We start from the raw sequence: 25691 nt of genomic DNA, 5'->3' as shown, positions 1-25691 counted from the left end.
GACATCGAGGGGGAACAGCATGCTGTACGCGGGAGTCGCCTGGAGCGCCGCCGGGTACGAGGTCGAGACGGTCGACGGGGACGGCCGGCGGATGACGTCCCCGGTGTCGTTCGACGCCCGGCGCACCGATGAACTCATCGGCTATCTGCGGGGAATGGACCACCGGCTCGTCACCGTGGTGGACAGTACGAACGGGATACTCGACGGCCGGATGATGGCCGCGGGGCTGGACGTGTACCGCGCGGACCCCCATCTCCTGCCGCCGCGGCCGGTGTTCGGCTCGGTGGGCGCCGGGGAGCTGGCGCGGACGGCGGCCCGGCGCGGGACGGTCTCCCTCGCCAGGCTGGAGAGGAACCGCGGGACGCAGACCGGCCGCGAGGAGCTGCTGGGGGAGTGGATCGCCTCGGCGGAGGCCGAGTTGGCCGCGATGACCACGGCGGGACTCTGTCTGAGCCACGGCCCGCGCGACCGGCGCGAGATCGCCCTGACCTTCGACGACGGTCCGCTGCCGCCGTACACCGGGCGGATACTCGACGTCCTCGAACGGTACGGCGTACCCGCGACGTTCTTCTGTGTCGGGATGAACGCCCGGGCGTACGGCGAGGAGATCGTCCGGATGCGGGAGCAGGGGCACGGGGTCGCCAACCACACGTGGTCGCACCCGTTCCTGCCCGATCTGACCCGGGCCCAGCTCGTGGAGCAGATCGACCGGACCGGGGAGGGGATCGCCGAGGCCGGGGGCGGTGCCGTGCCGGCCCTGTTCCGGCCGCCGTACGGGTCGCGTACGCCGGAGGTGATGGGGTGGCTGGCCGGGACCGGCGCGCGGACCGTCCTGTGGGACGTGGCGCCGGACGACTGGGCCATGCCCGGTACGGACTTCATCGCCTCGACGATCCTCGATGAGGCGCGTCCCGGATCGGTGGTCCTCCTGCACGACGGGGGCGGCGACCGGTCGCAGACGGTGGACGCGCTGCCCGCCGTCATCGAGGGCCTCCTGGAGCGTGGTTTCCGCTTCGTCCTGGTCGACGACATGGTGCCGGCCGCGGTGGTGTGACCACCGTCCACGGCAGTGGTACGACCGTCCGTGGTGTGCGTGCCCACGACCGCCGCGGACGTGTTCCTGGTGTCACCCGCGTTCCCGCCGGCCCGGTGCTCCGTACCGGGCCGGCGGGCGCGGGCCTTTTCCCGATGCGGCGCCACGCGCCCCGGCGCCGTCCGTCCCGCTCATTGGAGTCGAAGCGATGACACAGCTCGAAGCCACCACAGACCTGCCGCGGACGAACTGGGCCGGCAACGTGTCCTACGACGCCGGCCGGGTCCACCGGCCGCGCACCCTGGACGAGTTGCGGCGGCTCGTCGCGGAGCGCACGAGGATACGGGCGCTCGGCAGCGGTCATTCCTTCAGCGCCGTCGCCGAGGCGCCGGGGGACCGCGTCCTCGTGGACGGCCTGCCGCCCGCGGTCCGCCTCGACCGGCAGGACGCGACGGTGACCGTCGCCGCGGGTACGCGCTACGCGGACCTGGCGTTCGCGTTGCAGCGGGCCGGGTTCGCGCTGGCCAACCTGGCGTCGCTGCCGCACATCTCGGTCGCCGGTTCGTGCGCGACCGGGACGCACGGGTCGGGCGACGGCCGGCGCTGTCTCGCGTCCTCGGTGGCGGGGCTCCGGCTCGTGGGCCCGGAGGGCGATCTGGTGGAGCTGCGCCGGGACACCGACCGGGACACCTTCGCCGGGTCGGTGGTCGCGCTCGGCGCGCTGGGCGTGGTCACCGAGGTCACCCTCGACGTGGAGCCGACGTACGACATGACGCAGCGGGTCCGCGTCGGGGTGCCGCTCACGGAGGTCGCGGAGCGGTTCGACGACGTGTTCTCGGCCGCGTACAGCGTCAGTGTGTTCACGGACTGGTTCGGTGACGAGACGCAGGTGTGGCTCAAGGACCGGCTCGACCGGAGCGGGAACGAACAGACCGGCGGCTGGGCGGGCGGGGAGCCCGCGCGCGTACCCCTGAACCCCGTGCCCGGCATGCCGCCGGAGTTCAGTACGGAGCAACTGGGCACCGTGGGGCCCTGGTTCGAGCGGCTGCCGCACTTCAGGCCCGAGCTGACGCCGGGGGCCGGGGAGGAGTTCCAGTCCGAGTACTACCTGCCGCGCGAGGCGGCTCCCGCCGCCTTCGCGGCCCTGCGCGGCATCGGGCACCTGCTGGCGCCGGCGCTGCACATCGCGGAGGTCCGTACGGTCCGGGCGGACGACCTGTGGCTGAGCCCCGCGTACGGCAGGGACTCGGCCACCTTCCACTTCACCTGGATCAAGGACGCGGCGGCCATCACCCCGCTGATCGGCGCGGTCGAGGAGCTGCTTGTGCCGCTGGGGGCCCGTCCGCACTGGGGCAAGCTGACCTCGCTGAGCGCGTCGGAGATCGCCGCGGGGTACGAACGGGCCGTGGAATTCGGGCGGTTGGCGCGGAAGTACGATCCGGCGGGGAAGTTCTCCAACGGCTTCCTGGAGGCGCTGTTCCCCGAGGGGTGAGACCCGGGACGGCGACTGTCGTCCAGCCCCGGGCCGTCCGCTCACCGGGACGCCCGTTGTGCCTCGACGATCCGGTCGACGGCGGGGTTCGGACCACCGCGGCCGGCCGACCTCTCCGCGTAACCGGGGAACTGGCCGGCCACGGCGCAGCGCAGCCGCAGTCTGGCCGGCGCGACGTTGACCTCGCACCGGTTCTCCTCGATGGCGCGCAGGACGGCGTCCGCCACCTGGCCGGGGCTGACCGTACCGACCCCGCTCGGCACGTCGGCCCCGGTCGCGGCGAACATCCCGGCCTCGCGCACGAAACCCGGCTGGATGAGCGACACACCGACGCCGGTGCCGTGCAGGTCCTGCCGGAGGCTGTGGGAGAAGCCGCGCAGGCCGAACTTGGTCGCGGTGTAGAGGGAGGAGTACGGGGTCGCGGCCTTGCCGGACAGGGAGCCGACGAAGGCGAGGTGGCCGCTGCCCGCGCCCACCATGCGCGGGGCGAGGAGCCGCGCGAGCAGGATGGGCGAGCTGAGGTTGACGGTGAGGGCGCGCTCGATCTGCGCGGGGGTGTAGTCGAGCAGGTCGCCGCTGGCGGGCAGGGCCGCGTTCGCGAGGAGGATGTCGACGTCCCCGCAGCGCTCGGCGAGGGCGGCGACCTGCCCGGGGTCCGCGAGGTCGGCGACCACGGGACGGGCGCCGAGCTGGGCCGCGAGGGGGTCGAGGGTCGCGGCGTGACGGCCCGTCACCACCAGGCGCGCGCCCTGGGCGGAGAGTTTCTGCGCGAGGGCGCGGCCTATGCCGCCCGTCACGCCGGTGAGCAGAACAGTTGCGCCAGCGATACGCATCAGGGCGACCTCCCGGTCCGTGGTTCGGGCCTCTGCCGACGCACAGAACGATACGCACCTGGCAACTCCACGTCCATCATCTTGCCAGAACTTCCCAGGAGTTGGACGACGTACGCGCAGCTCCGGGACTCGACTCCGGTACGTGGATCGGAGGCGCCGGACTTCATTTGCCAGACGTCCGGCGCTCCTTGGCAAGGAAAGGGCATTCCGGGGAAGTGGGTCAGAGGGCCGCCTTCGTCCGGCCGGTCGCGCGGTGGATCCACAGGACGAGCGCCAGGCAGACCAGCGCGGTCGCGCACAGCAGCACCGGCACCATCCGCGGCCCCGACCACTCGATCACCCCGCCGAACGCCGGTCCCGCCGCGACACCCCCGATCATCGAAGCGGCGATGACGTACGCGCCGGCCCGCCGTGCCGTGGGCACGGTCCGGTTGAGCCAGGTGAGGCCGGTGGGGAAGATGGGGGCGATGAACAGGCCGACTCCCGCGTACGCGTAGGGCGCGGCGGCCGGGACGGTCGCCAGCGCCAGGCAGCCGACCATGCCCACGCAGCTGACGGCCACGATCACGGGCTCCGACAGGCGCAGGGTGAGGGGCACCACCAAAAAGCGGCCCACCGTCATCATGAACCAGTAGACGGAGGTGGCGGAGGCCGCGAAGGCCGATCCGTACCCGACGGTCTCCAGGTGGGTGGGCTCCCAGCCGCCCACTCCGGCCTCCACGGCGACGTGCAGGACGTACAGCGCGACAAACGCGGCCAGGACGCCGCCCATGCTGCGGCGCAGCACCGCCGCGCCCGTGGCGTCCGCCGCGTCCGCCGGGACAGGTGCGACGGGCGAGCCGCCCCGGTCGCTGACCCCCCGGAGCGAGAACAGCAGCAGCGCCGAGACCACACCGAAGGCGGCGAACACCGCCATGTAGCGGCCGGGGCCCAGCAGTCCGATGAGCGCGGGGCCGGCGACGGCGCCGATGCCGAAGTGTGCGTTGAGTACGTTGAGCATGGCGGCGCCCCGGTTCCCGAAGCCCACCGCGAACAGCTGGTTGAGGCCGTAGTCGATGCCGCCGAAGCCGAGTCCGGAGACGAGCGCGGCGAGGAGCGCGGCCGGCCAGGACGGCGCGAGGGCGAAACCCAGGCTGCCGAGCGCCATGAGCGCGTACGAGGTCCCGAGCAGCGCGCGGTTGCCCACTCTGCCGTGCACCCGGTTGAAGAGGAGGACACCGGCGACCCCGCCGGTGAAGTGGGCGCTCAGGGCGAGTCCGGCGGCGGAGGGCGTGAGCCCGTACTCCTGGCGCAGGGCGGGGATGGCGGGTCCGTACAGCGACTGGAGTGCCCCGATCAGGGCGAAGCCGACGCACGAGGCGATCAGGGCCGTCGTGCTGAACATCCGTACCCCCGGCGCCTCTTGGGGCCGGCCGGCCTCGGGTGCCGTACGGCTCGTGAGCGGCGGCTCAGTCATGGTTCCTCCCTGACGACTCGGCGTAGCGGGCGGCGATCTCGTGGGCGAAGGCCATGATCGTGCCCTGCGGGCTGATGCCCGTGACCCCCGGCAGCACACTGGCGTCGCAGATCCGCAGCCCGGTGAAGCCGTAGGGGCGGCCGTCGGTGTCACACACCCCGCCGCGGTCCGCCGCGCCCATCCGCGCGGACGCCATGCCGTGCACCGACACCAGCTCCCAGTCGGCGGGCCGCACATTGTCGCAGAAGGTGTCGGCGTCGGCCGGGGTACGGAGCGGTGGCGCCGACGACACCGGGGGCAGCAACTCGGTGGCTCCGGCGGCGAACAGCACCTTCGCCGTGGCGCGGAAGGCGTCGCGCAGGGCGGTGTGGTCGCCGGGGGTCATGCCGTGGCGCAGCAGCACTCCCCCGCCGGGCGTGGCCCGGACGCGTGCGGTGCCGTCCAGGCGTACCTGGGTGGTGTACACCCCGAGGCGGTCGAAGTCGGCGAGGAGGCGTGCGGTGTCCGCCGGTCCGCGTCCCGCCACGGCGGCGGCCAGCGAGCCCCGGGACACGTTGGACGGCATGATCAGCACGCCCCGGTCGCCGAACTCCTGGACCTGGACGGTGAAGAGGGTGCCGCGCTCGGCGCGGACCTCCTCGGTGAACCGCGCCACGGTCCGCAGATTGACGTGGAGGGCCAACTCCCGTCCCACCAGGCGCCGGTGGATGCGGCTGCGTTGCAGGAGGGCGGGGGTGCCCAGCGGTCCCGCCGCGAGGAACACCGCGCGGGCCCGGTGGACCGTACGCCCGCCGTCCGCGTCCACGGCCAGCACCCCGCGGACGGCGGCGCCGTCGTGCAGGACGCGCAGGACGCGCGTGTCGGGCCGTACGGTAGCGCCTCGCGCCTCGGCGAGGGGCAGGTAGCTGACGGCCATGCTCTGTTTCGCGCCGCTCGGGCAGCCGGTGGTACAGCGGTTGCTGTGGCGGCAGCCGCGGACCGCGCGCCGGGCGTGCTTCCAGTGCCAGCCGAGCCGGTCGGCGCCCTCCGCCAGGAGCGAGGAGTCGCGGTTGCCGTCGCCGTGCCGCTGGACGGCGACGCCGAGGCGGTCGGTGACGGTCCGCAGATGGGCCGCCAGGTCGGCGGCGCGGTAGCCGTCGATGCCGGAGTGGTCGGCCCAGCGCCGGAGGAGCGCGGGCGGGGGTTCCCACAGCAGGCCGCCGTTGACGACGGTGGTGCCGCCCACGCAGCGTCCTTCGCCGTACGGGAAGGTCGGCGCGCCGACGACGGGGATCAGTCCGCCGTGACGGTACAGCGCGCGCATGTTCTCGGCGGGTCCGGCGGCCGCGATGCGGGCGGTGTCGACCCTCGGGCCCTCCTCCAGGACCGTCACCTCCAGCCCGGCGGCGGCCAGTTCGAGGGCGGCGACGCTTCCGCCGGCGCCCGAGCCGACGACCACGACGTCCGTGTCGACGGTACGGGCCCCGCGGATCCCGCCACGGCCTGTCGCTCTCATGCCGATCCCCTTCCGTTGCCACTGCCACTGCGGTTGCCACTGCCGCTGCCGCTGCCACTGCTGCTGCCGTTGCCGTTGCCGCCCGTACGCCGGTCGAGCGCGCCGAGCAGCGCCAGCGCCGTACTCGACCGGACCACCTCGGTGAATCCGGGCAGCGCGGTGAGAGCGGCCATGCCCCGGCGCGCCTGGTCCGGGGAGGCGCGGCGCAGGGAGCGCCCGGTCCTGAGCCGGTACGCGACGGGCAGGGCGCGCAGGGCGACGGCGTATCCGGCGCGGTAGGGCAGGGGCAGGGTGCGCAGGGTGCCGAGGACGTGGTTCTCGGCGGCCGCCCGGGCGCCGGGTTCGGCGAGGCAGGGGTAGTTCCTGAGCCAGTAGGTACGGAGACCACTCGCCCGGAGGGCGCCGCGCATCGGTGTGTTGGGCAGCCGTGTGCCGGGCATCACCGCGCCTTCCCGGCGGCCGGGGCGAAGCGTTCCACCACGAAGTCCGTGAGCAGCCGCGCCGCGCCCCGGGCCAGCACGGTGTCCAGGGCCCGCAGGAAGAGCGCGACTTCCTCCTCCCCCGCCACCAGCGGGGGCGAGACCATCAGCGCGATCCGCCGGTTGGAGCCGAAGAAGGTGAGCACGCCGTGGTCCCGGTAGAGCGCGGCGATGACCGCGCCGGTGAGCAGCTTGGCGAAGATCTGGGGGTCCCCGGCCAGCGGCCCGGGCAGGATCTTCCGTACGGCGGGGGGAAGTTGGGGGCCCTGTCGCAGATACACGCCGTGCAGCGCCCCCCGTCCCGCCGTCCCGGTGATCAGCGCCGGATACCTGGCCGCGAGGTCCGCGAGGCCGGCCGACAGGAGGTCGCCGAGCTTGCGCGCCCGGCCCGGGAAGTCCTCCTCGACCGCGACCGCCACGGCCTCCAGCGCCGTCGCGGTCTCCTCGCCAAAGCCGTAGTAGGTGGTGCTGTGCAGGGTGGCGTCGCCGAGGTTGTCGTAGGCGGCGCGGAAGACCGGCTCGCGGGTGACGTACCCCGAGATGGAGGCCTTGCCCCCGCCGAACGACTTCGACATGGTCACGACGTCGGGGACCAGTCCGGGGTGACGCATGAAGTGGAACAGCTCCCCGGTCTTGCCCCAGCCGGTGTACACCTCGTCGAAGATCAGGACGATGTCCCGCTCGGTGCAGATGCGGCGCACCTCCCGCAGGAATCCGGCGGAGCATTCGCGCAGGCTGGAGGCGCTGAACGGTTCGAGCACCACCGCGTAGACGTCGCTGCCACCGCCGGTGCCGGTGTGCCGCTCCAGGGCCAGTTCGAAGGAGGCTAGGTCGTCGTAGGCGAAGGAGTCGGTCCCGGGGATCCGGGGGAAGTCGAAGTGGATCTCCGGGGAGGCGGTCAGGCTGCCCGCGCCGAGGAGTTTGCCGTGGAACGCGATGTCCGTGTGCAGGACGGTGCCCCGGCGTCCGCGATGGTATTTGTACGCGAGTTTCAGGGCGCCCTCGACCGCCTCGGCACCGGAGTTGGGGAAGTAGGAGATGTTCAGGTCGCCGGGGAGGAGCGCGGCGAGGTTGTGGCTGAGGGCCGCCACGTACGGCGAGAAGTAGTTCTTGTGCACCTCCATCCGGTGCCGCCGGCGGAACCGGTCGCGGGCGGCGAGGACGCGGGGGTGGTTGTGCCCGTGGTTGAGCACGCCCACCCCGCCGGTGAAGTCGAGGACGCGCCGCCCGTCCTTCAGCCGGATCCAGCAGCCCTCGGCGCTCTCGGCGAGGTCCCTGCCGAAGCCGAACGCGCCGATCAGGGAGACCTGACTGCGGCTGACGTACCGGCCGTAGAGGTCGTGGACCTCGCCGATGGAGAGGTCTTCCGCCTGGTCGAGGGTGAGCAGTTCAGTCACGGGAGGCCTCCGCGGCACGGGCGGCGGGCAGGGTGCGCAGGCGGTCGGCCATCAGCCGGCCGGCCGACCGGCCTTCCCGTACCGCGTAGTTGGTGCCGCGGTCCTCGGGGAACACCTGGGCCATGCTCGCCAGGTAGAGACCGGGCAGCCGGGTCTCCAGCGGGGGCATGTCCTCCCGGTAGCCGGGGGTGATCACGGGCTGGGCGTGCTCGGCGCGCCACACGTGGTAGTCGTCCACCCAGGAGCGGTCGAAGCGCGGGAACATCCGCCGCAGGTGCGGAAGGCTGTGGGCAAAGACCTCCTCGTCGCTCATCCGGTACAACTCGGCGTCGGCCGGCAGGTATTTGGAGAGGTAGACCACGTGTGTGCCGCCGTACCGGCCCGGGTCGTCCATGTTGGTGTGCTCGATCACCCCGACGTACGGGAACGACGGGTCGTTGACGTTGAGCCAGTAGGTGTCGGAGAGACGGCGGTTGTTCTCCAGGACGAGGCAGACGTTCGCCAGGTACGGGACGCGGCGCAGCTGCCGGAGCAGCGCGGGGGCGGCGGGGTGGGGTTCGGCGCCGTACGGTCCCGACTCCAGCAGGGTGGCGGCCTGTTCGGGGGCCACGGTGAGCAACACCTGCCGGGCGGAGAGGTGTTCACCCGCCGCCGTGCGTACGCCGCTGACCCGGCCGTCCTCGAAGGTGACGGAGTCGACGGGCGTATCGGTGAGCACGTCGACACCGAGCGCGGTCAGCCGTTTGTGCAGGGCGGTGAGGAGGGTCTCGCTGCCGCCGCGCAGGTAGTAGAGGGTCTCGCTGCCGGACTTGGTGCGGCTGCCGCCGCGCAGGTGCAGCTTGGTCCACATCCAGGTGGCGCCGACCTGGTCCGCGTAGTGGCCGAACTTCCCTTCGAGGAGCGGGCGCCACACCACGTCGTACACCCGGCGTCCGCCCAGCGAGACCAGCCATTCCTCGGCGGTACGGTGCTCCAGCTCGCGCCAGTCCTTGACGCGCTGGGCGCGCAGCGCGAGGAGGCCGAGCCGCAGCCGGTCGCGGAGCGGGAGCGGGGCGAAGCGCAGCAGGTCGGTGGGCCGGGAGAGACGGTAGATGGAGTTGGCGTAGAACATGCCGGTACGGGTGACGTGCGCCTCGACGGCGTCGGACACCCCCAACTCCGCGCAGAGGCGGAGGATTTCCTCGTCGGAGGCGAACCAGTGGTGGTAGAAGCGCTCGATGCGCCGGCCGCCGCCGACGTCGAAGCTGCCGGCCAGGCCGCCGATCTCGGGGTCCCGCTCGACGATCCGTACGCGGTGGCCCTGCGTGGCCAGTTCGAGGGCGGCGGACAGGCCGGTGAAGCCCGCGCCGACGACGATGACGTCCGCGGTGCCGCCCGCAGTACCGTCCGGGCTGGCGTCCTGGATGGGTGCGGGATTCCTCAACTCGCCGTTCACACGAACTCCTTGATGGGTCGTCGCGGTTCGCTGCCGTTCGCCGTACGCGGCTCGGGGGTCCGCCGGGCGACCAGATAGGGCGGCCGCCCCTGGACCTGCTGGAAGGCCGCGAGCAGGTACTCGCCGAGCACGCCGCTCGCCAGCGACTGGAGTCCGAACACCCCCAGGGGCACGGCCCGTCGGACGCTCCGGCGGGCCGCCGCCACACCCGCCGCGCCCAGCAGCGACGCGGCGCCGATGTACGTCGGCAGGCGCAGGGGCAGCGCGCTCCCGCTGGCGAGCAGACCGCTGCGGGAGAGGGCGAGCATCTTGCGCGGGGTGTACTTGGTCCCGCCCGCGAGCCGGGCGTCCCGTTCGTACTCGATGCTGGTCTCGGCGAAACCCGACCAGCTGATCGCCCCGCGCAGGAACAGGGCGCGCTCGCCCGACAGGCCGGTCAGGAAGTCGACCACCTGCCGGTCGAGCAGCCGGAAGTCCCCGGTGTCCAGGGCGACCGGGCGCTCGGAGAGTCCGGCCAGGATCCGGTAGTACGCGTACGCCGTGGCCTTCTTGAGGTGGCTCTCGCCGTGCCGCGCGGTCCTGCGCGCGGAGACCACGGACCAGCCGTCGAGCCACGCGCGCGCCATGCGCGGGATCAGTTCGGGCGGGTCCTGGAGATCGGCGTCCATCAGGACCACCGCGTCCCCGGCGGCCTCGGCGAGGCCGGCCAGGCACGCGGCCTGGTGCCCGAAGTTCCGGCTGAACCGGACGGCCCGCACGGTGGAGTCCTGGGCGGCGAACCCCTCGATGAGGGACCAGGTGGAGTCGGAGCTGCCGTCGTCCACGTAGATGATCTCGTGCGGCAGGTCCCGTACCGCGTCGGTGACGCGCCGGTGGGTCCGGTCGAGCACCTCCTCCTCGTTGTAGCAGGGCAGGACGATGCTGATGAGGTGGTCGTGGGGCCGGTCGGGGTTCCGTTCGTCGGTGGTCATGGTGCCCTCCGGGATGGGGCCGCTCAGTGCTCGGCGGGGGCTGCGACGGAGTTGAGGACCAGGGCGTACGGGGGCTCGGGGACCAGGTAGAAGTGGTCGCCGGGCACCCGCAGTTCACGGAAGCCGCCGCCGGTCAGTTCGCTCCACGGACGCCGGTCGGCGTCGGGGTCGTCGTCGCCGACGATCGTGGTGACCGGGCAGCGCAGGAGCGGTTCCGGGCGCGGGAGGTACGAGTGGAACATCTGGCTGTCGCCCCGGATGTACGGCAGGACCAGCTCCTGGAAGACGGGGTCGGCGGCCAGTTCGGGGTCGGTGCCGCCGAGGGTGATCAGCCGGGTGACGACCTCGGCGTCGTCCTCGTCGATCTCGGTGGCGGGCTCGGGGGGCGGGTAGGCGGCGTCGCGGGAGCCGGAGGCGATGAGGTGCGCGGGGGTGAGGCCACGCGCCTCCAGGGCGCGCGCCGTCTCCAGGGCCACGGCGGCGCCCATGCTGTGCCCGAACAGCACGAGCGGCAGGCCGGGCACGCCCGGGAGGGCCGCCACGGCGTCGGCGGTCGCGCGGGCGAGTTCCCGCAGGTCGGTGGGGACGGGCTCGGCGAGGCGCTCGGCGCGCCCCGGGTAGCGGACGGCGTGGACGCGGACGCCCGGCAGGTGGTGGCCCCAGTCGCGGAAGAACGAGGCAGAACCGCCCGCGTGGGGGAAGCAGACGAGCTGCCACCGGGGGTCCGCCACCGGGACGGCGCACTGCAACCAGGTCGAGGGGTGGTGCGTCGCTTCGCTCACTTCGCTGTCTCCTGTTCCGTACGCTGCCGCTGGGCCCGCAGGACGCGGGCGCGCCGGGCGGTGGCCTGCCGGGAGGCCGTGAGGACCGCGTCCGACTCCGTACCGCTGTCGCGGATCAGCGCGACCTGGGCCAGGACGGTGGTGTGCCGGAAGAGCGCGACGACCGACGGCCGCTGTCCGGTGTGACGCTCCAGGGCCTCCTGGAGCTGGAACATGGCGAGCGAGTGGCCGCCCATGTCGAAGAAGTTGACGTCCGTGGGGACGGACGTGCTCTGGAGCACGTCGGCCCAGGCGGCGGAGACGCGGGCGGCCAGCTCGGCGTCGGTGTGCTGGGCCGTGCCGGTGTCGGTGTGCTGGGCGGTGTCCGTCTCGGTGTGCCCGGCCGCGTCGGTGCCCGTGTCGGTGTGACGTCGGCCGGCGGCAGCGGTGGGGGTGTCCTCCGCCGCGCGTGCCGCCAGTGCCGTACGGTCCGCCTTGCCGTTGACCGTACGGGGAAGGTCGTCCAGCACCGTGACCCGGGCCGGGACCATCACGGCGGGCAGCCGCAGCGCCAGCTCCTCCCGCAGCGCCGCGCCGTCCGGACCCGACGGGGCGAGCACGAACGCGGCCAGTGCCGTGTCCCCGCCGACCGGGACGACGACGGCCTCGCGCACTCCGGGAAGCGCGCACAACTGAGCCTCGACGAAGCCGAGTTCGACGCGCTGGCCGCGTATCTTCACCTGGTGGTCGCGGCGGCCGACGAAGTCGAGCGTCCCGGTGTCGTTCCAGCGGACGAAGTCGCCCGTACGGTACATGCGCGCGTCCGGCGCACCCGCGAACGGATCGCCGACAAAGGCACGGGCGGTGGCGTCGGGACGGCCGAAGTAACCGCGGGCGACGCCGGCGCCGCCGACGTACAACTCCCCTTCGGCGCCGCGCGGTACGGGCCGCATCAGCTCGTCCAGTACGTAGAGCCGGGCCCCCGGCACCGGGCGTCCGACGGACACCGGCCCCGCGCTGTCGAAGCGGTGGTAACTGGCCCACACGGTCGCCTCGGTGGGGCCGTACTCGTTGACGAGGGACACCGGGTCGCCGTGTGACGCGAAGTGGCGCGTGACCAGCTCGGCGGGGAGCGGTTCGCCCGCCACGATCACGGTACGGAGCGAGCACAGCCGTTCCGCGCCCAGCCGCTCGGCGGCGTCGAGCATCACCCGGTACAGCGAGGGGACGCACAACATCTGTGTCACCTGGTGCCGTTCGACCAGTTCCACGAGCCGTTCGGGGTCCCGGACCTCGTCCGCCGTGGCCACCACCAGGCGGCCGCCCGCCGTGAGGGTGCCCCACAGGCCGGCCACCGAGGAGTCGAAGGCCAGCGGCGAGACCAGGAGGAAGACGGGCTCGCCCGGGTAGACCGTACGGCGGGCGAGGGTCGAGGCCGCCAGCTGGCCGTGTTCGACCAGGACGCCCTTGGGCTCACCCGTGCTGCCGGAGGTGTAGATGAGGTACGCCGGGTCCTGCGGGCCGACCCGGTGGGCGGGCGGGTCCGCCGCGTGCGGCCCGGGCCGGGCGGCCTCGCCCTCCGCGTCCACGAGCGGCAGCCCGAGATCCGACAGGCGCGCCCCGACCTGCGAGGTGACGACGACGGCGCCCACCCGGGCGTCGGCCAGGATGTCGGCGACCCGCCGGTCGGGGTGGGACGGGTCCACGGGGACGTACGCCGCGCCTGAGCGCAGGATGCCCAGGACGGAGGCGACCATCGCCGTCGACGGCTCGGCGACCACGCCGACCCGGGAGCCCGGACCGACCCCCCGCGCGGCGAGTCGGGCCGCGATCCGGCCGGCCCACGCGTCCAGCGCGCGGTAGCTGAGGGCGGTGTCGCCGCTGTGCACGGCGGTACGGGCCGGTTCCGTACGGGCGTAGTGCGCCACGAGTTCGTGCACCGGGGTGCGCCCGGACAGGGGCAGGGGGGCGCCCCGGCCGAGCGCCGTCAAGGCCTCCTGGTCCCTCGCCCGGGTCTCCGTCCGGCTGGGCAGCAGGTCCGTTCCAGGTGAATCCGACATCAGAACTCCTCCGCGGGTCGTCGTTCGGTCGTCGTTCGGTCGTCCATGGCTCGTCGTCCGTCGTCTGTCATGCGTCGTCTGTCATGCGTCTGTCGTGCGTCGAAAAGGGGCGCCCGAGGCACACTCTTGGCAACCCCGTGCGTACGGGCCGGTCACACGCGCCGCAGCCCCGTGCTCACCGTCACGGCCAGCACCACCAGCAGCCCCGCGAGCGTCATGGTCAGCCCGAACCCGTCCGCGAACAGGCCGACCAGCATGGGACCGGCGAGGAACCCGCCGTACGTCAGGGTGTTGACCTTCGCCAGCGCGGCGGTCGCGCTGCCGGTCTCGCCGTCGGCGGTGCCGTGGCCCACCGCGCTGAAGATGATCGGCACGATCACCGACAGCCCCGCGCCGTGCAGCCCGAACCCCACCACCGCGACCGCGGGCGTGGGGCTGAACACCACGACCGTGAGGCCGGCCACCGCGATGGCGCCGCCCCACCGGACCAGGACGGAGGGACCGTACTTCCGGTTCAGCCGGTCCCCGACCAGCCGGCCGCCGGTCTGGCAGAAGCTGAACGCGATGTACGCGAGGGACGCCGTGGCCAGGGTCGCGCCGAGTTCGTCGCGCAGGAAGATCCCGCTCCAGTCCCCCACCGCCGACTCGGACACCAGCACGACGGTCCCGGTGAGCCCGAGCACCACCACGCGGGGCGTCCAGCCGTCCCGCCAGCCCACGCGCTCGCGCTTGCCGTCCGCCTCCTTCTTGCCCCGGTCGGCGGAGCCCGGCAGCATCGAACGGCCCGCCACCGCTCCGATGGCCGCCAGTACCACGCTGACCAGCAGGAAGTGCTGGGTGAAGGAGAGGCCCGTCTTCACGGCGATGCCGCCGAGGACGGCGCCGACCATCGTCCCGATGCTCCAGGCCGCGTGACAGCTGTTCATGATGGGGCGGTCCAGGGCCCGTTCGACGGCGATGGCGTGCGCGTTCATGGAGACGTCCACCAGGCCGTTGACCGCGCCGAACACCAGCAGGGCCGCGCCGAACTGGACCCGGTCGCCGGCGAGCGCGATCCCGGCCAGCGAGAGCGGCAGCGCGACCATGGTGGTGCGCGCGATGGGCCCGCTGCCGAAGCGCGCGACCAGGGCCCCGGCCGTCTGGAGCGTGACCAGGCCGGTGACGACCGGCAGGAGGAGGAAGAGGCCGAGCTGGCCGTTGGACAGCGCGTACTCCGTCTTCAACGACGGCATCCGCAGGTAGTAGTTGGCGAAGAGCAGTCCGGCGATCAGGAACGGCGCGGGCGCCGCCCAGCGGGCACGGCCCGGCGAGACCGCCCCTCCGCTCGGGGCCGCCGGTTCCACCCGGTCCGCCTCGGTCACCGAAGTGGCCCGGTCGGGTACCACGTCCTCAGGCACGGTCATCGCGGGCCCACCTCACTGTCGGCCGAAGCACGGGGCGGCTTCGGGCACTTGAAAGCCTGTCAGGATGACAACACCTTGCCCTATAGTTGCCATCTCTGGCAATGTCGTCTCGCGAAAGGACCTCACCGATGACGAGTCCGGGTCGGGTGGCCCTGGTGACGGGGGCGAACAAAGGGATCGGCAAGGCGACGGCGCGCGCGCTGGCCCAGCGGGGCCTGACGGTCCTGCTCGGCAGCCGGAGTCTGCGCCGGGGCGAGGAGGCCGCACACGAACTGGCCTGGGAAGGGCTGCCGGTGACGGCCCTCCGGCTCGACGTCACCGATCCCGACGGGGTCGGGGCGGCGGCGGAGCACATACGGAACGAGCACGGACGGCTCGACGTCCTCGTCAACAACGCGGGCCTGTTCGTCGGCTCCCCGGCGGTGGAGACGACGCCCGACCGGATGCGTGACATGTTCGACGTGAACGTCTTCGGCGTCGTGACCGTCACCCACGCCTCGCTGCCCCTGCTGCGCCGCTCCCCCGCGCCCCGGATCGTCAACGTCTCCAGCACCACGGCCTCGCTGACCCTGACGCGCGACGGGGCCGAGCTGCCCGGCGACGCGGACCGGCGCTTCGCGTACACCAGCTCCAAGGCGGCCCTCAACATGCTGACCCTCCAGTACGCGAGAGCCTTCGCTCACGACCCCGGCCTGGCCCACCTGAAGATCAACTCGGCGTCGCCCGGCTACACCGCGACGGGCATGAACGACTTCCGGGCGCCGCGCTCCGCCGAGGAGGGAGCGCGCGTCATCGTGGACCTGGCCACCCTGCCCGACGACGGGCCGACGGGCGGATTCTTCGACGACCGGGGTCCCGTGGCCTGGTGACACCCGCTACTGATCCGCTCCCCCGACCGCATCCAGCACCCCGGACCCAGAAGGAACGCCTCCACACGCCCCCACATCCCTTGGAGTCACCAACGCCATGGACGCAACCCGGACCACCCCCGCACCCCGTCCGCCCCGTCCGCACCCCACCGCCGAGTCCCGGCCCGAAGAGGCCCGCGTCGAAGAGGCCCGGGCGCGCGACCGGCGGCACGTGTGGCACACCTGGTCGCCCCTGGCGGCCGACCGTACGGCGCTGATGATCTCGCACGGCGCCGGCCACCGCGTGTGGGACGTCGACGGGAAGGAGTACCTCGACGCCGCGTCCCTCAACTCCACGTGCGGGTACGCGCGTCCCGAGGTGATCAGGGCCATCGGTGAACAGGCCGCCCGGCTGCACCACTTCGACCTCTCGCTCGCGAGCCAGGAGCCCGCGGGGCTGCTCGCCGAACGCCTGGCCTCCTACCTGCCGCCGGAGTTGACGAAGACCCTGTTCGTCAACAGCGGCTCCGAGGGCTTCGAGGCGGCGCTCATGATCGCCTCCGCCTACTGGTCCCACCTGGGCCGCCCCCGGTCCAGGGTCGTCGGCTTCGCGCGCGGCTACCAGGGCTCCACCCTGCTCACGCGCAGCATGTCGACGCTGCCGCGCAGCCGGCACCTCCTCCGGCCGCCGCTGGACGCCACCCTGGTCGAACTGCCCCTGCCGCCGAAGGAGTTGCGCCGCCCGGAGTCCGCGCCGCTGCTGCTCGCCGCCTTCGAGCGGGCCCTGTGCGAGGACCCGGAGGACCCGCCCGCCGCCGTGGTGGTCGAGCCGTTCCTGAACGTCGGCGGCGCCATCGTCCTGCCGCCCGGCTTCCTGCGGGGCCTGCGCGAACTGTGCGACGCCACCGGCACGTTGCTGATCGTGGACGAGGTGTTCACCGCGTACGGCCGCTCCGGGCGGATGTTCGCCTCGCTGCGCGAGGACGTCGCCCCGGACATCCTCGTGTCGAGCAAGGGCCTCAGCGGCGGGTACGTACCGATCGCGGCGGTCACCGTCCAGCAGCGCGTGCACGACACGTTCGGCGAGGACCCGGTCATCGGCGGCCTGCGCTACGGCCACACCACCTCCGGGCACTCGGTGGCCTGCGCCGCCGCCCTCGCCACCCTGGACGTGGTCGAGAAGGACGGTCTGGTCGAGCGGGCCGAGCGGCTCGGGGGCGTCCTGCTCGACCGGCTGGCCCCGCTGGCCGCCCACGAGCAGGTGGTCGACGTGCGGGGGCTCGGGCTCATCCTCGTCGTGGAGACCGCGTCGCCGGAGACCGCCGCGAGCGTGGTGGTCCGGGCCAGGGAACAGGGGCTGCTGCTGCGCCAGGCCGGCCCGTCCGTGATGGCCGTACCCCCGCTGGTGATCGACGACGAGGGCGCCCGCGCGGTGGTCGACGGTCTCGCGGGCGCGCTGGCGGACACGGTCGCGTAGCCGGCGGTACGGAAGGGGCGCGCGATGGCCCCTGGGCGGCGGGTGCCGCTCAGGGGCCGACGCGCGTCTTCCCGCGGGTCAACTGCCGCTAGATGCCCTGGGACGCCATCTCGATCGCGGACCGGTAGTTGGCCGCGCCGGTGACCACACACGCCCGGTACGTACGGTTGTCCCGCACCGCCAGGAAGTAGTCCTTGACCTGCTTCCAGTACTGCCGCAGATAGCTCGGGCCGGGGAAGAACGCGGGCGGCCTCGGCACCAGCGCGAACGCGCGGGAGCATTCGAGGATCTCGTTCGTCACGGTCGAGAGCACGGCCTCGACCTCACTGTTCATGTTCCATCCGGCGGCCAGCTCGGGCGTCCAGATGGTCCCGGCCACCTCCCGCAGGTGCGCCTGCTCCTCGGGCGTCGGCTCGCTCTCGGCCCCGAACGCGACGGCCGACACGGCGGGCCCGGACGCCGACGGGTGTGCCTGCGCCGTGGCCGCCGTACCGACGGACAGCGTCGCCAGTACGGCGACGAGTGCGATCGCGGACACGGAACGGGATCTCTCCGCCTTCATCGTTCTCCCTCGGTACGTCGATGCCCGGGGCGCGCCCCCGGGCGGCACCCAAGCTGACATGTGCCGATTCGGACGGTCAACGGGGCCGAACGCGCCGTGCCGGAACCGGCCAGTCCCGGAGCCCCGCCGCCCGAAACGGACACCCCCCTAGACGACGCTCCCGGGTCCGCCCAGGTCCCGCGCGAGCCGGCGCAGGTGCGGGCCGTACTCGGGGTCGGCGAGCGCCACCGCGAACTGCGCCGTGAGGTACGCCAGCGGGTTGCCGGTGTCGTACCACGTCCCGCGCATCACCTGCCCGTACGCCGCGTGGCGCCGTGCGTACGCGTTGATGGCGTCGGTCAGGTAGATCTCGCCGGTGCGGTGTTCGTGCCAGCACCGCGTCTGTTCGCGCAGTTCGTCAATGATGGCGGGGGTGATGACGTACCCGCCGATGGCCGCGTACGCGGAGGGCGCGTCCTCGGGCTTGGGCTTCTCGACCAGGCCGGTGATCCGCAGCAGCCCGTCGTCCAGGTCCTCCGCGACCACTGGCACGCCGTAGCGGCGGGAGTCGGCGGGGTCCATCGGGATGAGGGCGAGAACAGGGCTGTTGGTCGTCTCGTAGGCCCGGATGAGCTGTTGGGCGCGCGGGACCTCCGCCACGAACACGTCGTCGGGCCACAGGACGAGCATCGGCTCGTTGTCGAAGTTGCGGGCCGCGTTCAGGACGGGGGTGCCGTTGCCGTACGGGCCGTGCTGGTCGAGGTAGGTGATGTGGCCGAGCCGGGACAGCTCGGCGACGTCCTCCACCGCGTCCGCGTAGGCCGGCTTGCCGTCGATGCGCAGCTGTTCGGCGAGGGCGGGGTTGGGCCGGAAGTGCTCCTGGATCATGCCCTTGCCCCCGGAGACCACGATGGTGATGTCCGTGATGCCGGACGCCACCAGCTCTCTGACGGTGTGTTCGATGACGGGCTTGTCACCGATGGGCAGCATCTCCTTCGGTGTCGACTTCGTCAGCGGCAGCAGGCGCGAGCCCAGGCCGGCGGCGGGAATGACGGCCCTGCGGATCGTCGTGGTCATGGGACCCTCTCGGTTCGACGGGCGGAGGCTCGGTTCGAAGGGCGGGCGCCCGGTCCGGCGGGCGGACGCTCAGGCGACACCGGCGCTGTACGTGGAGGTGTCCCCGCTCACGGTCACGCTGGGGCGGCCGTCGGTCCCGACCGGGACGGAGCCGACGACCGTGCAGCGCTCGGCGCGGCGGGCCTCGGTGCCGTAGTCGTGGATCGCGTAGTGCTGGGTCGCGCGGTTGTCCCAGATGGCCAGGTCGCCGACGCGCCAGGTCCACCGGACGGTGTGCTCGGGCCGGACCACGTACTCCTGGAGGATCCGCATCAGGTCGCGCGAGGTCTGCGGGCCGAAGCCCACCGCGCGGCGCGCGAAGCCCCCGAGGAGCAGCGACCGCTCGCCGGTCTCCGGGTGCACGTGGACGGCGGGGTGCTCGGTCTCGTACAGCGTGGAGATGTACTCCGCGCGGGCCGCGACCGTCTCGTCGGTGTAGTCGGAGTCGTTGCTGTGCACGATCCGCAGGCGGTCGGCGAGCGCGCGGAGGGGTTCGGGCAGGCTCTCGTACGCGGCGACGGTGTTCGCCCACATCGTGTCGCCGCCCACCGGCGGGACGACCTTGTTGTGGAGGAAGGCGAGGGCCGGCGGGCGTTCGACGAAGGTGAGGTCGGTGTGCCAGTGGTTGGCGCGGGTGCCCGCGCGGGAGTCGATCTCCCGTACGGCGGGGCGGTCCTTGGGGGCGCTGTAGACGGGGTGGCCCAGGGTCAGGTCGCCGAACCGGCGGGCGAACGCGGCCTGGCTGTCGTAGTCCAGCCGCTGGCCGCGGAGGAACACCACCTTGTGGGCGAGGAGGGCGCGGCGGACCTGCGCGACGGTCTCGTCCGCGAGCGGTCCTGCCGTGTCCACCCCGGTGAGTTCGGCGCCGATACCGCCGGCCAGGGGGACGATCCCCACGTCGGTCAAGGGCAGGTGGGTCATGGTCACGGTGCACGCCTTTCTGACGGTCCTCGGGAAGGGCGGGCGGGGTGCCCGACGGCAAGTTTGCCAGCCATTGCCCAACGTGGCAACGGTATCGAGCCGCCAGGGTCGCGCCATTGTGCCAAGTTGAGGCAGAACATTGCCAGGGCATGGCGCGGCTCGTAGAGTGGCGATCACGAACCCCCGAGAAGCCGAGGAGCGGTCATGGGACAGCAGGATCTCCACGTGGTGTTCGCGGTGGACCAGAACTACGTCGACGCGGCCGCCGTGGTGGCCCATTCGATCGGGGCCGGCCTGCGCGACACGAGCAGCCGCCCGGCCTTCCACGTCATCGACTCGGGACTCGGGGCCGACGGCAGGCGCTTCCTCGCCGACGCCCTGGGCCGGGTGGGGGACGTGGACCTGTACACCGTCCCCGACCGCCTGGAGATGGCCACCCCGCGCAAACACTGGACGGCCGCCACCCTGCACCGGCTGCACATCGGCGACGTCGTGCCCCGCGACATCGGCCGGGTCATCTACCTCGACGTCGACACGCTGGTGCTGGACGACCTGACGGAGCTGTACCGGTACGACCTGGCGGGCAACACCATCGGCGCCGTGATCAACGAGGTGGCGCCGGCCCGGGTGCTGACCCTGGGCGAGCGGGCGAGCCTGAGCCAGACCGGCGCCAAACCGCCCGGCTACTTCAACGCGGGGGTGCTGCTGATCGACATGGACCGGTGGCGGGCCGAGAACACCACGGAACGGTCCCTGGACATCTACCGGACGTACGGGAAGGACATCCCGACGCTCGACCAGGACATCCTCAACTACCTGTACGCGGAGCGCTGGACGCCCGTACCCGACAAGTGGAACAAGCTCATCGAGCACCCGGTCCACGGGCGTTTCGGCAGCGGCCGGCTCGACTACCTGACACGCCGTGAGGGGATCATCCACTTCATCGGCGGGGACAAGCCGTGGGGGGACGTGTTCCCCGACAACGCGCTGCGGCGGCTGTACGAGGAGTACTCCTCGGTGCTCGCCCTGACGGGTTCGTCGTGACCGTCGTCCGCCTGGTGTCGGTCGTGGGCGGGGACACCTCGCTCCTGCCGCACATGCTGGCCCACTACGAGGGGCTCGGTGTCGAGGCGTTCCACGTGATCCGCCATGTGGAGAGCGGGTTGGACCCCACCCTCGCGTCGTCCGTGGAGGCTGTCCGGGACGCGGGGCACGACTTCACCCGGCTCAGCGTCGGGCCGTGGCACGAACACCTCAACCCGCGGCTGATCCGCGAGACGATGGCAGAACACCCCGACGACTGGTGGGTGGTGGCCGACCTGGACGAGTTCCAGGTCTACCCGGACTCCCTGAAGGAGACGGTCGCCCACTGCGAGCGGCACGGATTCGACTACGTGGAAGGGGCGTTCCTCGACCGGGTGGCCGCCGACGGCTCCTTCCCCGATCCCGAACCGTACGGCTCGGTGCCGCTGTGGCGGCAGTACCCGCTCGCCGGCCTGGTGACCCTGCGGCTCATGGGCGCCCGCCCGACGAAGGTGCCGCTGGCCCGGGGCCGGGTGGAGCTGGGGTACGGGCAGCACAACAGCTGGACCGGCCGGGGCGCCCCCGCCGAGCATGTGTACGCGCAGGTGCACCACTTCAAGTGGACCGCCTCGGCGCGCGAGCGGCTGGCCAGGCGGGTGGCCGCGTACTCCTCCGGGGAGTGGCACATCAACAACGCCAAGATCATCGACGAGTCGCGGGCGTTCCTGGACCATGTGGCGGCCCACCAGGGCCGTTTGAAAGTGGACGATCCCCGACTGGACTTCCAGCGCTGCGCGTTGGAGTACGGCGACTACACGGGCTGGGCGGACCTGGCCGCGACCCTGAGCCGGCAGTACGTGGAGTTCGACGCGGCCCGGGCGGCGACGGGGCGCCGGGAGGCGGGCTGACCGGGAGGCCCGCACCCCGACTGGCCGCCCCGGGCAGGGCGCCGACCTCTCCGTACGGAAAGCGGACCGTACGGAACAGGAGGCGGCGCACTCCCCGGGGCGTTCCCGTGCACGGCAGTTGAGGAGCGGTCCCGCCGCTGTCAGTGCGCCACCGCCACCGCCGCCGGCTCCACCTCGAACGACAGCAGGGCCGTCACCTCCGCCGCCAGCTCCCGCGCCTCGCGGGGCGTGGCCGCGCCGACCACCACAAATCCGGCCCGGTCGCCGGAGTTCCGTACGGGAGCGATGACGTCCCCCGGCACCACGCCCAACTCCGCGCGCAGGACGGCCGGATGGGCCAGGACCCGCTCCCAGCCGGTCACCCCGACCAGCCGCCCCGGCTCCGGGGCGAGGAACGCGACGGCGGCGGCGCGGGTCGGGGTGAGGTCGCGGACGTGGTCGCGTCCCAGCACGTCGTCGTAGAGCAGGCCGAACAGCTCAAGGCCGGGGATGGCGTGGGACAGCAGCAGGTGGAGCCAGTCGCCGCCGGGGCGCGTGTGCACCTCGCCGAGGACGATCCCGGCGTCCGTCACCCACAGTTCGGCGTGGAAGACGCCGAAGCGCAGGTCCAGCGCCGTCAGCGCGCGGACCACCTCGTCCTCCACCTCCCGCCGTACGGAGTCGGGCAGTTCGGCGGGAAGCACATGGCCGATCTCCACGAAGTACGGCGGCGGCAGCTTCTCCTTCGCGGTGATCGCGAGCACCTTGGGGCCGTCCCGGAGGAGGACGCCCTCCACACTGAACTCCGCTCCCTCCACGAACTCCTCCACGAGGAACGGCTCGCTGGTGGGAAGTTCCTCCACGGCGCGCGGCAGGTCGGCGGGCCCGGTCACCTTCCGTACCCCGACACTGCCCATGCCGTCCCGCGGCTTCACCACCCAGGGGCCGTACGACTCCGCGAGGAACGCCTCCGCCTCCCGGAGGCCGGCGCACAGCCCTACCCGCGGCTGCCGGAATCCGGCGGCGGCCAGGGCGGCCCGGCAGGCGTCCTTGTCGCGCACGCGCCGGACGGCCTCCGGTGTGTTCCCGGGGGCGCCGGCGGCCGCCGCACACCGCGCGACACTGAGCTGTACGGGGTCCCGCAGCCCGAGGACCAGGTCGAAGGTGTCGCCGGCCGCGAGGCGTTGCCGGGCCCAGGCCTCGGACAGCACCGGATCGTCCGGGTCGACCGGGGAGACGTCGTCGGCCAGTTCGGTGACGGCGGGGGTCGCGGCGAGTACTTCGCTCCTGCCGGTCACATGGGTACGGATCCCCCGGGCGCGCGCCTGGGTCAGCGCGGCGGTGACGATGTCCAGGCTGGACGCGAGCGGGCTCGCCCCGCCGACGAAGAGCAGGTGGGGAGGGAGAGGGGTCATGGATGCTCCTGAATGAGGGCCGGACGGGGTCAAGTCGTCTGTGGACAGAGGCAGTCGGGCGTCTCAGGGCGAGGTGAGCACGCTCTGTTCCGCGAACCAGCCCGCCAGCCGGCGGATGCGGTCCGCCGTGTGCGCCTCGTCCTTGCCCTCGACCACCGCCGTCCCGGCAAAGACGCTCGACGCCTGCGCCGCGTCCGCCAGCAGGTCACCGGGCCGGGCCTGGAGGGACACGTACCGTACGCCGTCCCGGGCGGCCACCTCGTCGTCGGCCGGGCGGGACACGAGGCGGCCGGGGGCGGTGGCGAGGAAGACGTCGCCGAACCGGGTGGCGGCGGCCGTCGGGGTCGCGGCGGACGGGAGGCCGAGGACCGACCTGGCCCACTCGTCGTGCAGGTCGACGCCGTGCTGGAGGCGGATCATCTCGTCGAAGGACCCGCCCGGAATCCGGCCGCCGCACTCCCCGAAGACGAGGGTGTCGCCCTGCTCGAAGACCTCCAGGTGGAACACCCCGTCGTGGTGTCCCAGCGCCGTCATCACCCGTCCGGCGACCGCCTGCGCGCGGGTGTAGAGGTCCGGGCACTCCTCGGGGTGCTGCATCACGGACGCCACGATCCCGCCCTCGCGGATCGCGATGACGTTCTGGAGGTAGCGCCCGACGGACGTGAAGACCACCTCGCCGTCGCGCACCACGCCGTCGATGTGCAGTTCCCCGCCGTCCACCCACTCCTCGGCGAGCCAGGGCGCGCCGACACTGTCCTGCGCCAACTGCCGGGCGATCTCCTCCCGTTCGGGGTGACTGTGCCAGGTCCGTACGCCCCGGGTGGAGGAGTCGGCAAGCGGTTTGAGCACGCCGCGTACGGAGGGGAAGCCGGCCAGGTCGCGGGGGCGGACGATCACCCGGGAGTCGGCCACGGGGATGCCGGCGGCCCGGATGCGGCGCTTCTGGAGGTCCTTGTCGCGCAGGGCCAGCGCGTCCACGGGCTTCATGGGGCTGCGGGCGCCGCCGAGCACCGCCGCGTTCACCAGGGTGAACTCGAACTGGCTGGTGACGACGTCGAACCGCTCGGCGTCCAGCCCGTGGCGGACCAGGCCCGCGAGGGTCGACTCGGTGTCGGACGGGTCGTGCACGGCGACGGTGTGGGCGTCGTCCAACAGGTCACCGCGCCGGTCGAGTTCGCCCGCCGTGAGGACACAGGTCACCTCGGCGCCGAGGCGGTGGAGGGCGGTCACCGCGTCGGGCCGCCAGCCGATCAGGAGTACGTGCGGGTGGGCCATCTGGGCTTCTCCTGGGGAGGGTCGAGGGTCTGTGGGTCTGTGGGTCTGTGGGTCTGTCGGTACGGGTGGACAGGGATGGTCAGCGCCCGGCGAGGGACAGCGGGATGCTCTCGGGGCCGGCGACATGGATCGAACGCAGCCGTACGACCGGGCCGTTCAGCTCGATACGGCCGACGGTGTCGAGGATCTCGGTGAGCAGGATCCGCATCTCGGCGCGGGCCAGGGTGCTGCCGATGCAGAAGTGCTCCCCGGCGGCGAGGGCGATGTGCCGGTTCGGCGCGCGCCCGATGTCGAAGCGGTCGGGGTGGTCGAAGATCTCCTCGTCGCGGTTGCCCGACGGCACCCAGACGACCACCCGCTCGCCCGCCTCGATCCGCTGTCCCCGGACGACAGTGGGTGTGGTGACGGTACGCATGCTGTGGGTCGCGCTGGAGGTCCAGCGCAGGATCTCCTCCCCGGCGCCCGGCAGCAGGCTCCGGTCCTCGCGCAACCGGCCCAGCTCGCCGGGGTGTTCGAGGAGGGCGAGCATGCCGCCCGCGAGGGCCAGCCGGCCGTTCTCCGTCGCGCCGACCAGGTTCTCGCAGTTGAGAAGGATCTCCTCCTCGGTCAGCGGCTCACCGTCGATCGTGCCGTGGACCAGGGAGGTGACCAGGTCGTCGGTGGGGTGCTCCAGCCGTTGGTCCATCAGGTCGACGAAGTACGCCATGAAGCGGTGGTGCGCGGCCAGCGACGTATGGGCGAGGAACGCCTCGTTCGTCCATTGGAACAGGTCCTCGTGGTCCTCCGGGGGGACGCCGAGGATGCGGCCGATGACGTACAGCGAGATCCGGCCCGCGATGTCGTGGACGAAGTCGCAGGAGCCCTGTTCGACCGCGCGGGCCAGGACCGCGCGGACCGCGTCCCGCATGTACCCCTCCAGCTCGCGGACGGCCCGCGTGCTGAACCAGTCGGCCATGAGCCCGCGCAGCGCCTTGTGCCGCGGCGGGTCGGTGAGCGCCAGGGTCGTACCGCCGCCCGGGTCCTCGCCCATGGCCACGGGCCGCAGCAGGACACCGCGCGCGGAGCTGAACGTACCGGGATCGCGGTAGACGGACCTGATGTCGGTGTACCGCGTCAGCGACCAGAACGCGGGCAGGTCCCCCGCCTCGTGGTGGTGCACGGGCGCGTGCGCGCGCATCCACCGCCACACCTCGTGGGGGTCGCCGGTGGCGTGCAGTCCGGGGTCGACGAGCTGTTCTGGCCTCAGGCCAACGGTGACCGTCATGACAGGGCTCCTGGGGGACGCGTGGTACGTACGGTCCAATGTGAGGCAATAGGTTGCCACATGAGTCACAGTCAAGGCAATCTGTTGCCAACAGAGTGCTGTCAGGACA

At 72.7% G+C, this 25691-nt stretch carries 22 protein-coding genes; 6 read left to right on the top strand and 16 right to left on the bottom strand.

What is annotated here, in order from left to right; all coding sequences use genetic code 11:
* The first annotated feature begins 19 nt into the window (after positions 1-19).
* Entirely contained in the window at positions 20-1054 is a 1035-nt protein-coding gene (locus tag ACIODU_RS16740; protein ID WP_356423468.1) for a polysaccharide deacetylase family protein, read from the top strand.
* Positions 1055-1241: 187 nt separating this feature from the next.
* A complete protein-coding gene (locus tag ACIODU_RS16735) occupies positions 1242-2525 on the top strand; it encodes a D-arabinono-1,4-lactone oxidase (protein WP_401768153.1) in 1284 nt (427 codons plus the stop codon).
* Between the two features lie 41 nt (positions 2526-2566).
* Here ACIODU_RS16735 and ACIODU_RS16730 read toward each other — a convergent pair whose 3' ends face one another.
* The 10 genes from ACIODU_RS16730 to ACIODU_RS16685 all read right to left on the bottom strand — a co-directional run bounded on the left by ACIODU_RS16730 (position 2567) and on the right by ACIODU_RS16685 (position 14815).
* Complete coding sequence (locus tag ACIODU_RS16730) at positions 2567-3358, bottom strand: SDR family NAD(P)-dependent oxidoreductase (RefSeq protein ID WP_401768151.1); 792 nt, start codon at positions 3356-3358, stop codon at positions 2567-2569.
* A 220-nt stretch (positions 3359-3578) separates the two neighbouring features.
* Positions 3579-4814 carry an MFS transporter gene (locus tag ACIODU_RS16725; protein WP_401768149.1) on the bottom strand — a complete coding sequence of 412 codons (1236 nt, stop codon included), beginning with the start codon at positions 4812-4814 and terminating at the stop codon, positions 3579-3581.
* Positions 4807-6309 carry an FAD-dependent oxidoreductase gene (locus tag ACIODU_RS16720; RefSeq protein WP_401768147.1) on the bottom strand — a complete coding sequence of 501 codons (1503 nt, stop codon included), beginning with the start codon at positions 6307-6309 and terminating at the stop codon, positions 4807-4809. The genes ACIODU_RS16725 and ACIODU_RS16720 overlap by 8 nt, the downstream gene beginning before the upstream one ends.
* Positions 6306-6749, bottom strand: a complete 444-nt coding sequence (locus tag ACIODU_RS16715) for a hypothetical protein (RefSeq protein ID WP_401768146.1) — start codon at positions 6747-6749, stop codon at positions 6306-6308. Before ACIODU_RS16715 ends, ACIODU_RS16720 begins: the two co-directional genes overlap by 4 nt.
* Positions 6749-8185 (bottom strand): aspartate aminotransferase family protein, encoded by a 1437-nt coding sequence (locus tag ACIODU_RS16710; RefSeq protein ID WP_401768144.1) that lies wholly within the window; start codon positions 8183-8185, stop codon positions 6749-6751. Before ACIODU_RS16710 ends, ACIODU_RS16715 begins: the two co-directional genes overlap by 1 nt.
* Positions 8178-9620, bottom strand: coding sequence for an NAD(P)/FAD-dependent oxidoreductase (locus tag ACIODU_RS16705; protein ID WP_401768142.1), 1443 nt, complete (start codon positions 9618-9620; stop codon positions 8178-8180). The genes ACIODU_RS16710 and ACIODU_RS16705 overlap by 8 nt, the downstream gene beginning before the upstream one ends.
* Positions 9617-10591, bottom strand: coding sequence for a glycosyltransferase family 2 protein (locus ACIODU_RS16700; protein WP_401768140.1), 975 nt, complete (start codon positions 10589-10591; stop codon positions 9617-9619). The genes ACIODU_RS16705 and ACIODU_RS16700 overlap by 4 nt, the downstream gene beginning before the upstream one ends.
* Before the next feature lie 23 nt (positions 10592-10614).
* Positions 10615-11373, bottom strand: coding sequence for an alpha/beta fold hydrolase (locus tag ACIODU_RS16695; RefSeq protein WP_356423446.1), 759 nt, complete (start codon positions 11371-11373; stop codon positions 10615-10617).
* Positions 11370-13412, bottom strand: coding sequence for a non-ribosomal peptide synthetase (locus ACIODU_RS16690; RefSeq protein ID WP_401768139.1), 2043 nt, complete (start codon positions 13410-13412; stop codon positions 11370-11372). The genes ACIODU_RS16695 and ACIODU_RS16690 overlap by 4 nt, the downstream gene beginning before the upstream one ends.
* Before the next feature lie 152 nt (positions 13413-13564).
* Positions 13565-14815 (bottom strand): MFS transporter, encoded by a 1251-nt coding sequence (locus tag ACIODU_RS16685; protein WP_401768137.1) that lies wholly within the window; start codon positions 14813-14815, stop codon positions 13565-13567.
* A 128-nt stretch (positions 14816-14943) separates the two neighbouring features.
* On the opposite strand from ACIODU_RS16685, the gene ACIODU_RS16680 reads away from it, so the two are divergent.
* Positions 14944-15684 carry an SDR family oxidoreductase gene (locus tag ACIODU_RS16680; RefSeq protein WP_401768136.1) on the top strand — a complete coding sequence of 247 codons (741 nt, stop codon included), beginning with the start codon at positions 14944-14946 and terminating at the stop codon, positions 15682-15684.
* A gap of 97 nt (positions 15685-15781) precedes the next feature.
* Positions 15782-17140: an aspartate aminotransferase family protein gene (locus ACIODU_RS16675; RefSeq protein ID WP_401768134.1), complete on the top strand. Its 1359-nt coding sequence runs from the start codon at positions 15782-15784 to the stop codon at positions 17138-17140.
* Positions 17141-17228: 88 nt separating this feature from the next.
* Here the strand turns inward: ACIODU_RS16675 and ACIODU_RS16670 are convergent, their stop codons facing one another.
* From ACIODU_RS16670 to ACIODU_RS16660, 3 genes are all read right to left on the bottom strand, one after another.
* The gene (locus tag ACIODU_RS16670) at positions 17229-17678 is read right to left on the bottom strand and encodes a hypothetical protein (protein ID WP_401768132.1); all 450 of its coding nucleotides are present in this window, start codon (positions 17676-17678) and stop codon (positions 17229-17231) included.
* A 171-nt stretch (positions 17679-17849) separates the two neighbouring features.
* Positions 17850-18758: a UTP--glucose-1-phosphate uridylyltransferase gene (locus tag ACIODU_RS16665; RefSeq protein ID WP_401768130.1), complete on the bottom strand. Its 909-nt coding sequence runs from the start codon at positions 18756-18758 to the stop codon at positions 17850-17852.
* A gap of 69 nt (positions 18759-18827) precedes the next feature.
* Positions 18828-19718, bottom strand: a complete 891-nt coding sequence (locus tag ACIODU_RS16660) for a TauD/TfdA dioxygenase family protein (protein ID WP_401768283.1) — start codon at positions 19716-19718, stop codon at positions 18828-18830.
* A gap of 204 nt (positions 19719-19922) precedes the next feature.
* Between ACIODU_RS16660 and ACIODU_RS16655 the strand changes: the two genes are divergently transcribed.
* Together ACIODU_RS16655 and ACIODU_RS16650 are read left to right on the top strand one after the other, a co-directional pair.
* Entirely contained in the window at positions 19923-20762 is an 840-nt protein-coding gene (locus tag ACIODU_RS16655; RefSeq protein WP_356423434.1) for a glycosyltransferase family 8 protein, read from the top strand.
* A complete protein-coding gene (locus tag ACIODU_RS16650; protein ID WP_401768128.1) occupies positions 20759-21649 on the top strand; it encodes a glycosyltransferase family 2 protein in 891 nt (296 codons plus the stop codon). The genes ACIODU_RS16655 and ACIODU_RS16650 overlap by 4 nt, the downstream gene beginning before the upstream one ends.
* Positions 21650-21789: 140 nt before the next feature.
* Here the strand turns inward: ACIODU_RS16650 and ACIODU_RS16645 are convergent, their stop codons facing one another.
* From ACIODU_RS16645 to ACIODU_RS16635, 3 genes are all read right to left on the bottom strand, one after another.
* Positions 21790-23043, bottom strand: coding sequence for an ATP-grasp domain-containing protein (locus ACIODU_RS16645; protein WP_401768126.1), 1254 nt, complete (start codon positions 23041-23043; stop codon positions 21790-21792).
* Between the two features lie 63 nt (positions 23044-23106).
* Positions 23107-24318, bottom strand: coding sequence for an acetyl-CoA carboxylase biotin carboxylase subunit family protein (locus ACIODU_RS16640; RefSeq protein ID WP_401768125.1), 1212 nt, complete (start codon positions 24316-24318; stop codon positions 23107-23109).
* A gap of 79 nt (positions 24319-24397) precedes the next feature.
* Positions 24398-25582, bottom strand: a complete 1185-nt coding sequence (locus ACIODU_RS16635; RefSeq protein WP_401768123.1) for a cytochrome P450 — start codon at positions 25580-25582, stop codon at positions 24398-24400.
* Positions 25583-25691 lie beyond the last annotated feature (109 nt).

This window comes from Streptomyces sp. NPDC088261, assembly GCF_044740805.1.
In the GTDB taxonomy this organism is placed as follows: Bacteria; Actinomycetota; Actinomycetes; order Streptomycetales; family Streptomycetaceae; genus Streptomyces.
Note: the sequence above shows the minus strand (reverse complement) of the source record. Positions and strands in the feature narration are given on the sequence as shown.

What these genes read in the sequence shown, in the direction of transcription:
- ACIODU_RS16740 (WP_356423468.1), top strand. Translation starts at nt 20, where the DNA reads ATGCTGTACGCGGGAGTCGCCTGGAGCGCCGCCGGGTACGAGGTCGAG.
- ACIODU_RS16735 (WP_401768153.1), top strand. Translation starts at nt 1,242, where the DNA reads ATGACACAGCTCGAAGCCACCACAGACCTGCCGCGGACGAACTGGGCC.
- ACIODU_RS16730 (WP_401768151.1), bottom strand. Translation starts at nt 3,358, where the DNA reads ATGCGTATCGCTGGCGCAACTGTTCTGCTCACCGGCGTGACGGGCGGC.
- ACIODU_RS16725 (WP_401768149.1), bottom strand. Translation starts at nt 4,814, where the DNA reads ATGACTGAGCCGCCGCTCACGAGCCGTACGGCACCCGAGGCCGGCCGG.
- ACIODU_RS16720 (WP_401768147.1), bottom strand. Translation starts at nt 6,309, where the DNA reads ATGAGAGCGACAGGCCGTGGCGGGATCCGCGGGGCCCGTACCGTCGAC.
- ACIODU_RS16715 (WP_401768146.1), bottom strand. Translation starts at nt 6,749, where the DNA reads ATGCCCGGCACACGGCTGCCCAACACACCGATGCGCGGCGCCCTCCGG.
- ACIODU_RS16700 (WP_401768140.1), bottom strand. Translation starts at nt 10,591, where the DNA reads ATGACCACCGACGAACGGAACCCCGACCGGCCCCACGACCACCTCATC.
- ACIODU_RS16690 (WP_401768139.1), bottom strand. Translation starts at nt 13,412, where the DNA reads ATGTCGGATTCACCTGGAACGGACCTGCTGCCCAGCCGGACGGAGACC.
- ACIODU_RS16685 (WP_401768137.1), bottom strand. Translation starts at nt 14,815, where the DNA reads ATGACCGTGCCTGAGGACGTGGTACCCGACCGGGCCACTTCGGTGACC.
- ACIODU_RS16680 (WP_401768136.1), top strand. Translation starts at nt 14,944, where the DNA reads ATGACGAGTCCGGGTCGGGTGGCCCTGGTGACGGGGGCGAACAAAGGG.
- ACIODU_RS16675 (WP_401768134.1), top strand. Translation starts at nt 15,782, where the DNA reads ATGGACGCAACCCGGACCACCCCCGCACCCCGTCCGCCCCGTCCGCAC.
- ACIODU_RS16665 (WP_401768130.1), bottom strand. Translation starts at nt 18,758, where the DNA reads ATGACCACGACGATCCGCAGGGCCGTCATTCCCGCCGCCGGCCTGGGC.
- ACIODU_RS16660 (WP_401768283.1), bottom strand. Translation starts at nt 19,718, where the DNA reads ATGACCCACCTGCCCTTGACCGACGTGGGGATCGTCCCCCTGGCCGGC.
- ACIODU_RS16655 (WP_356423434.1), top strand. Translation starts at nt 19,923, where the DNA reads ATGGGACAGCAGGATCTCCACGTGGTGTTCGCGGTGGACCAGAACTAC.
- ACIODU_RS16645 (WP_401768126.1), bottom strand. Translation starts at nt 23,043, where the DNA reads ATGACCCCTCTCCCTCCCCACCTGCTCTTCGTCGGCGGGGCGAGCCCG.
- ACIODU_RS16640 (WP_401768125.1), bottom strand. Translation starts at nt 24,318, where the DNA reads ATGGCCCACCCGCACGTACTCCTGATCGGCTGGCGGCCCGACGCGGTG.
- ACIODU_RS16635 (WP_401768123.1), bottom strand. Translation starts at nt 25,582, where the DNA reads ATGACGGTCACCGTTGGCCTGAGGCCAGAACAGCTCGTCGACCCCGGA.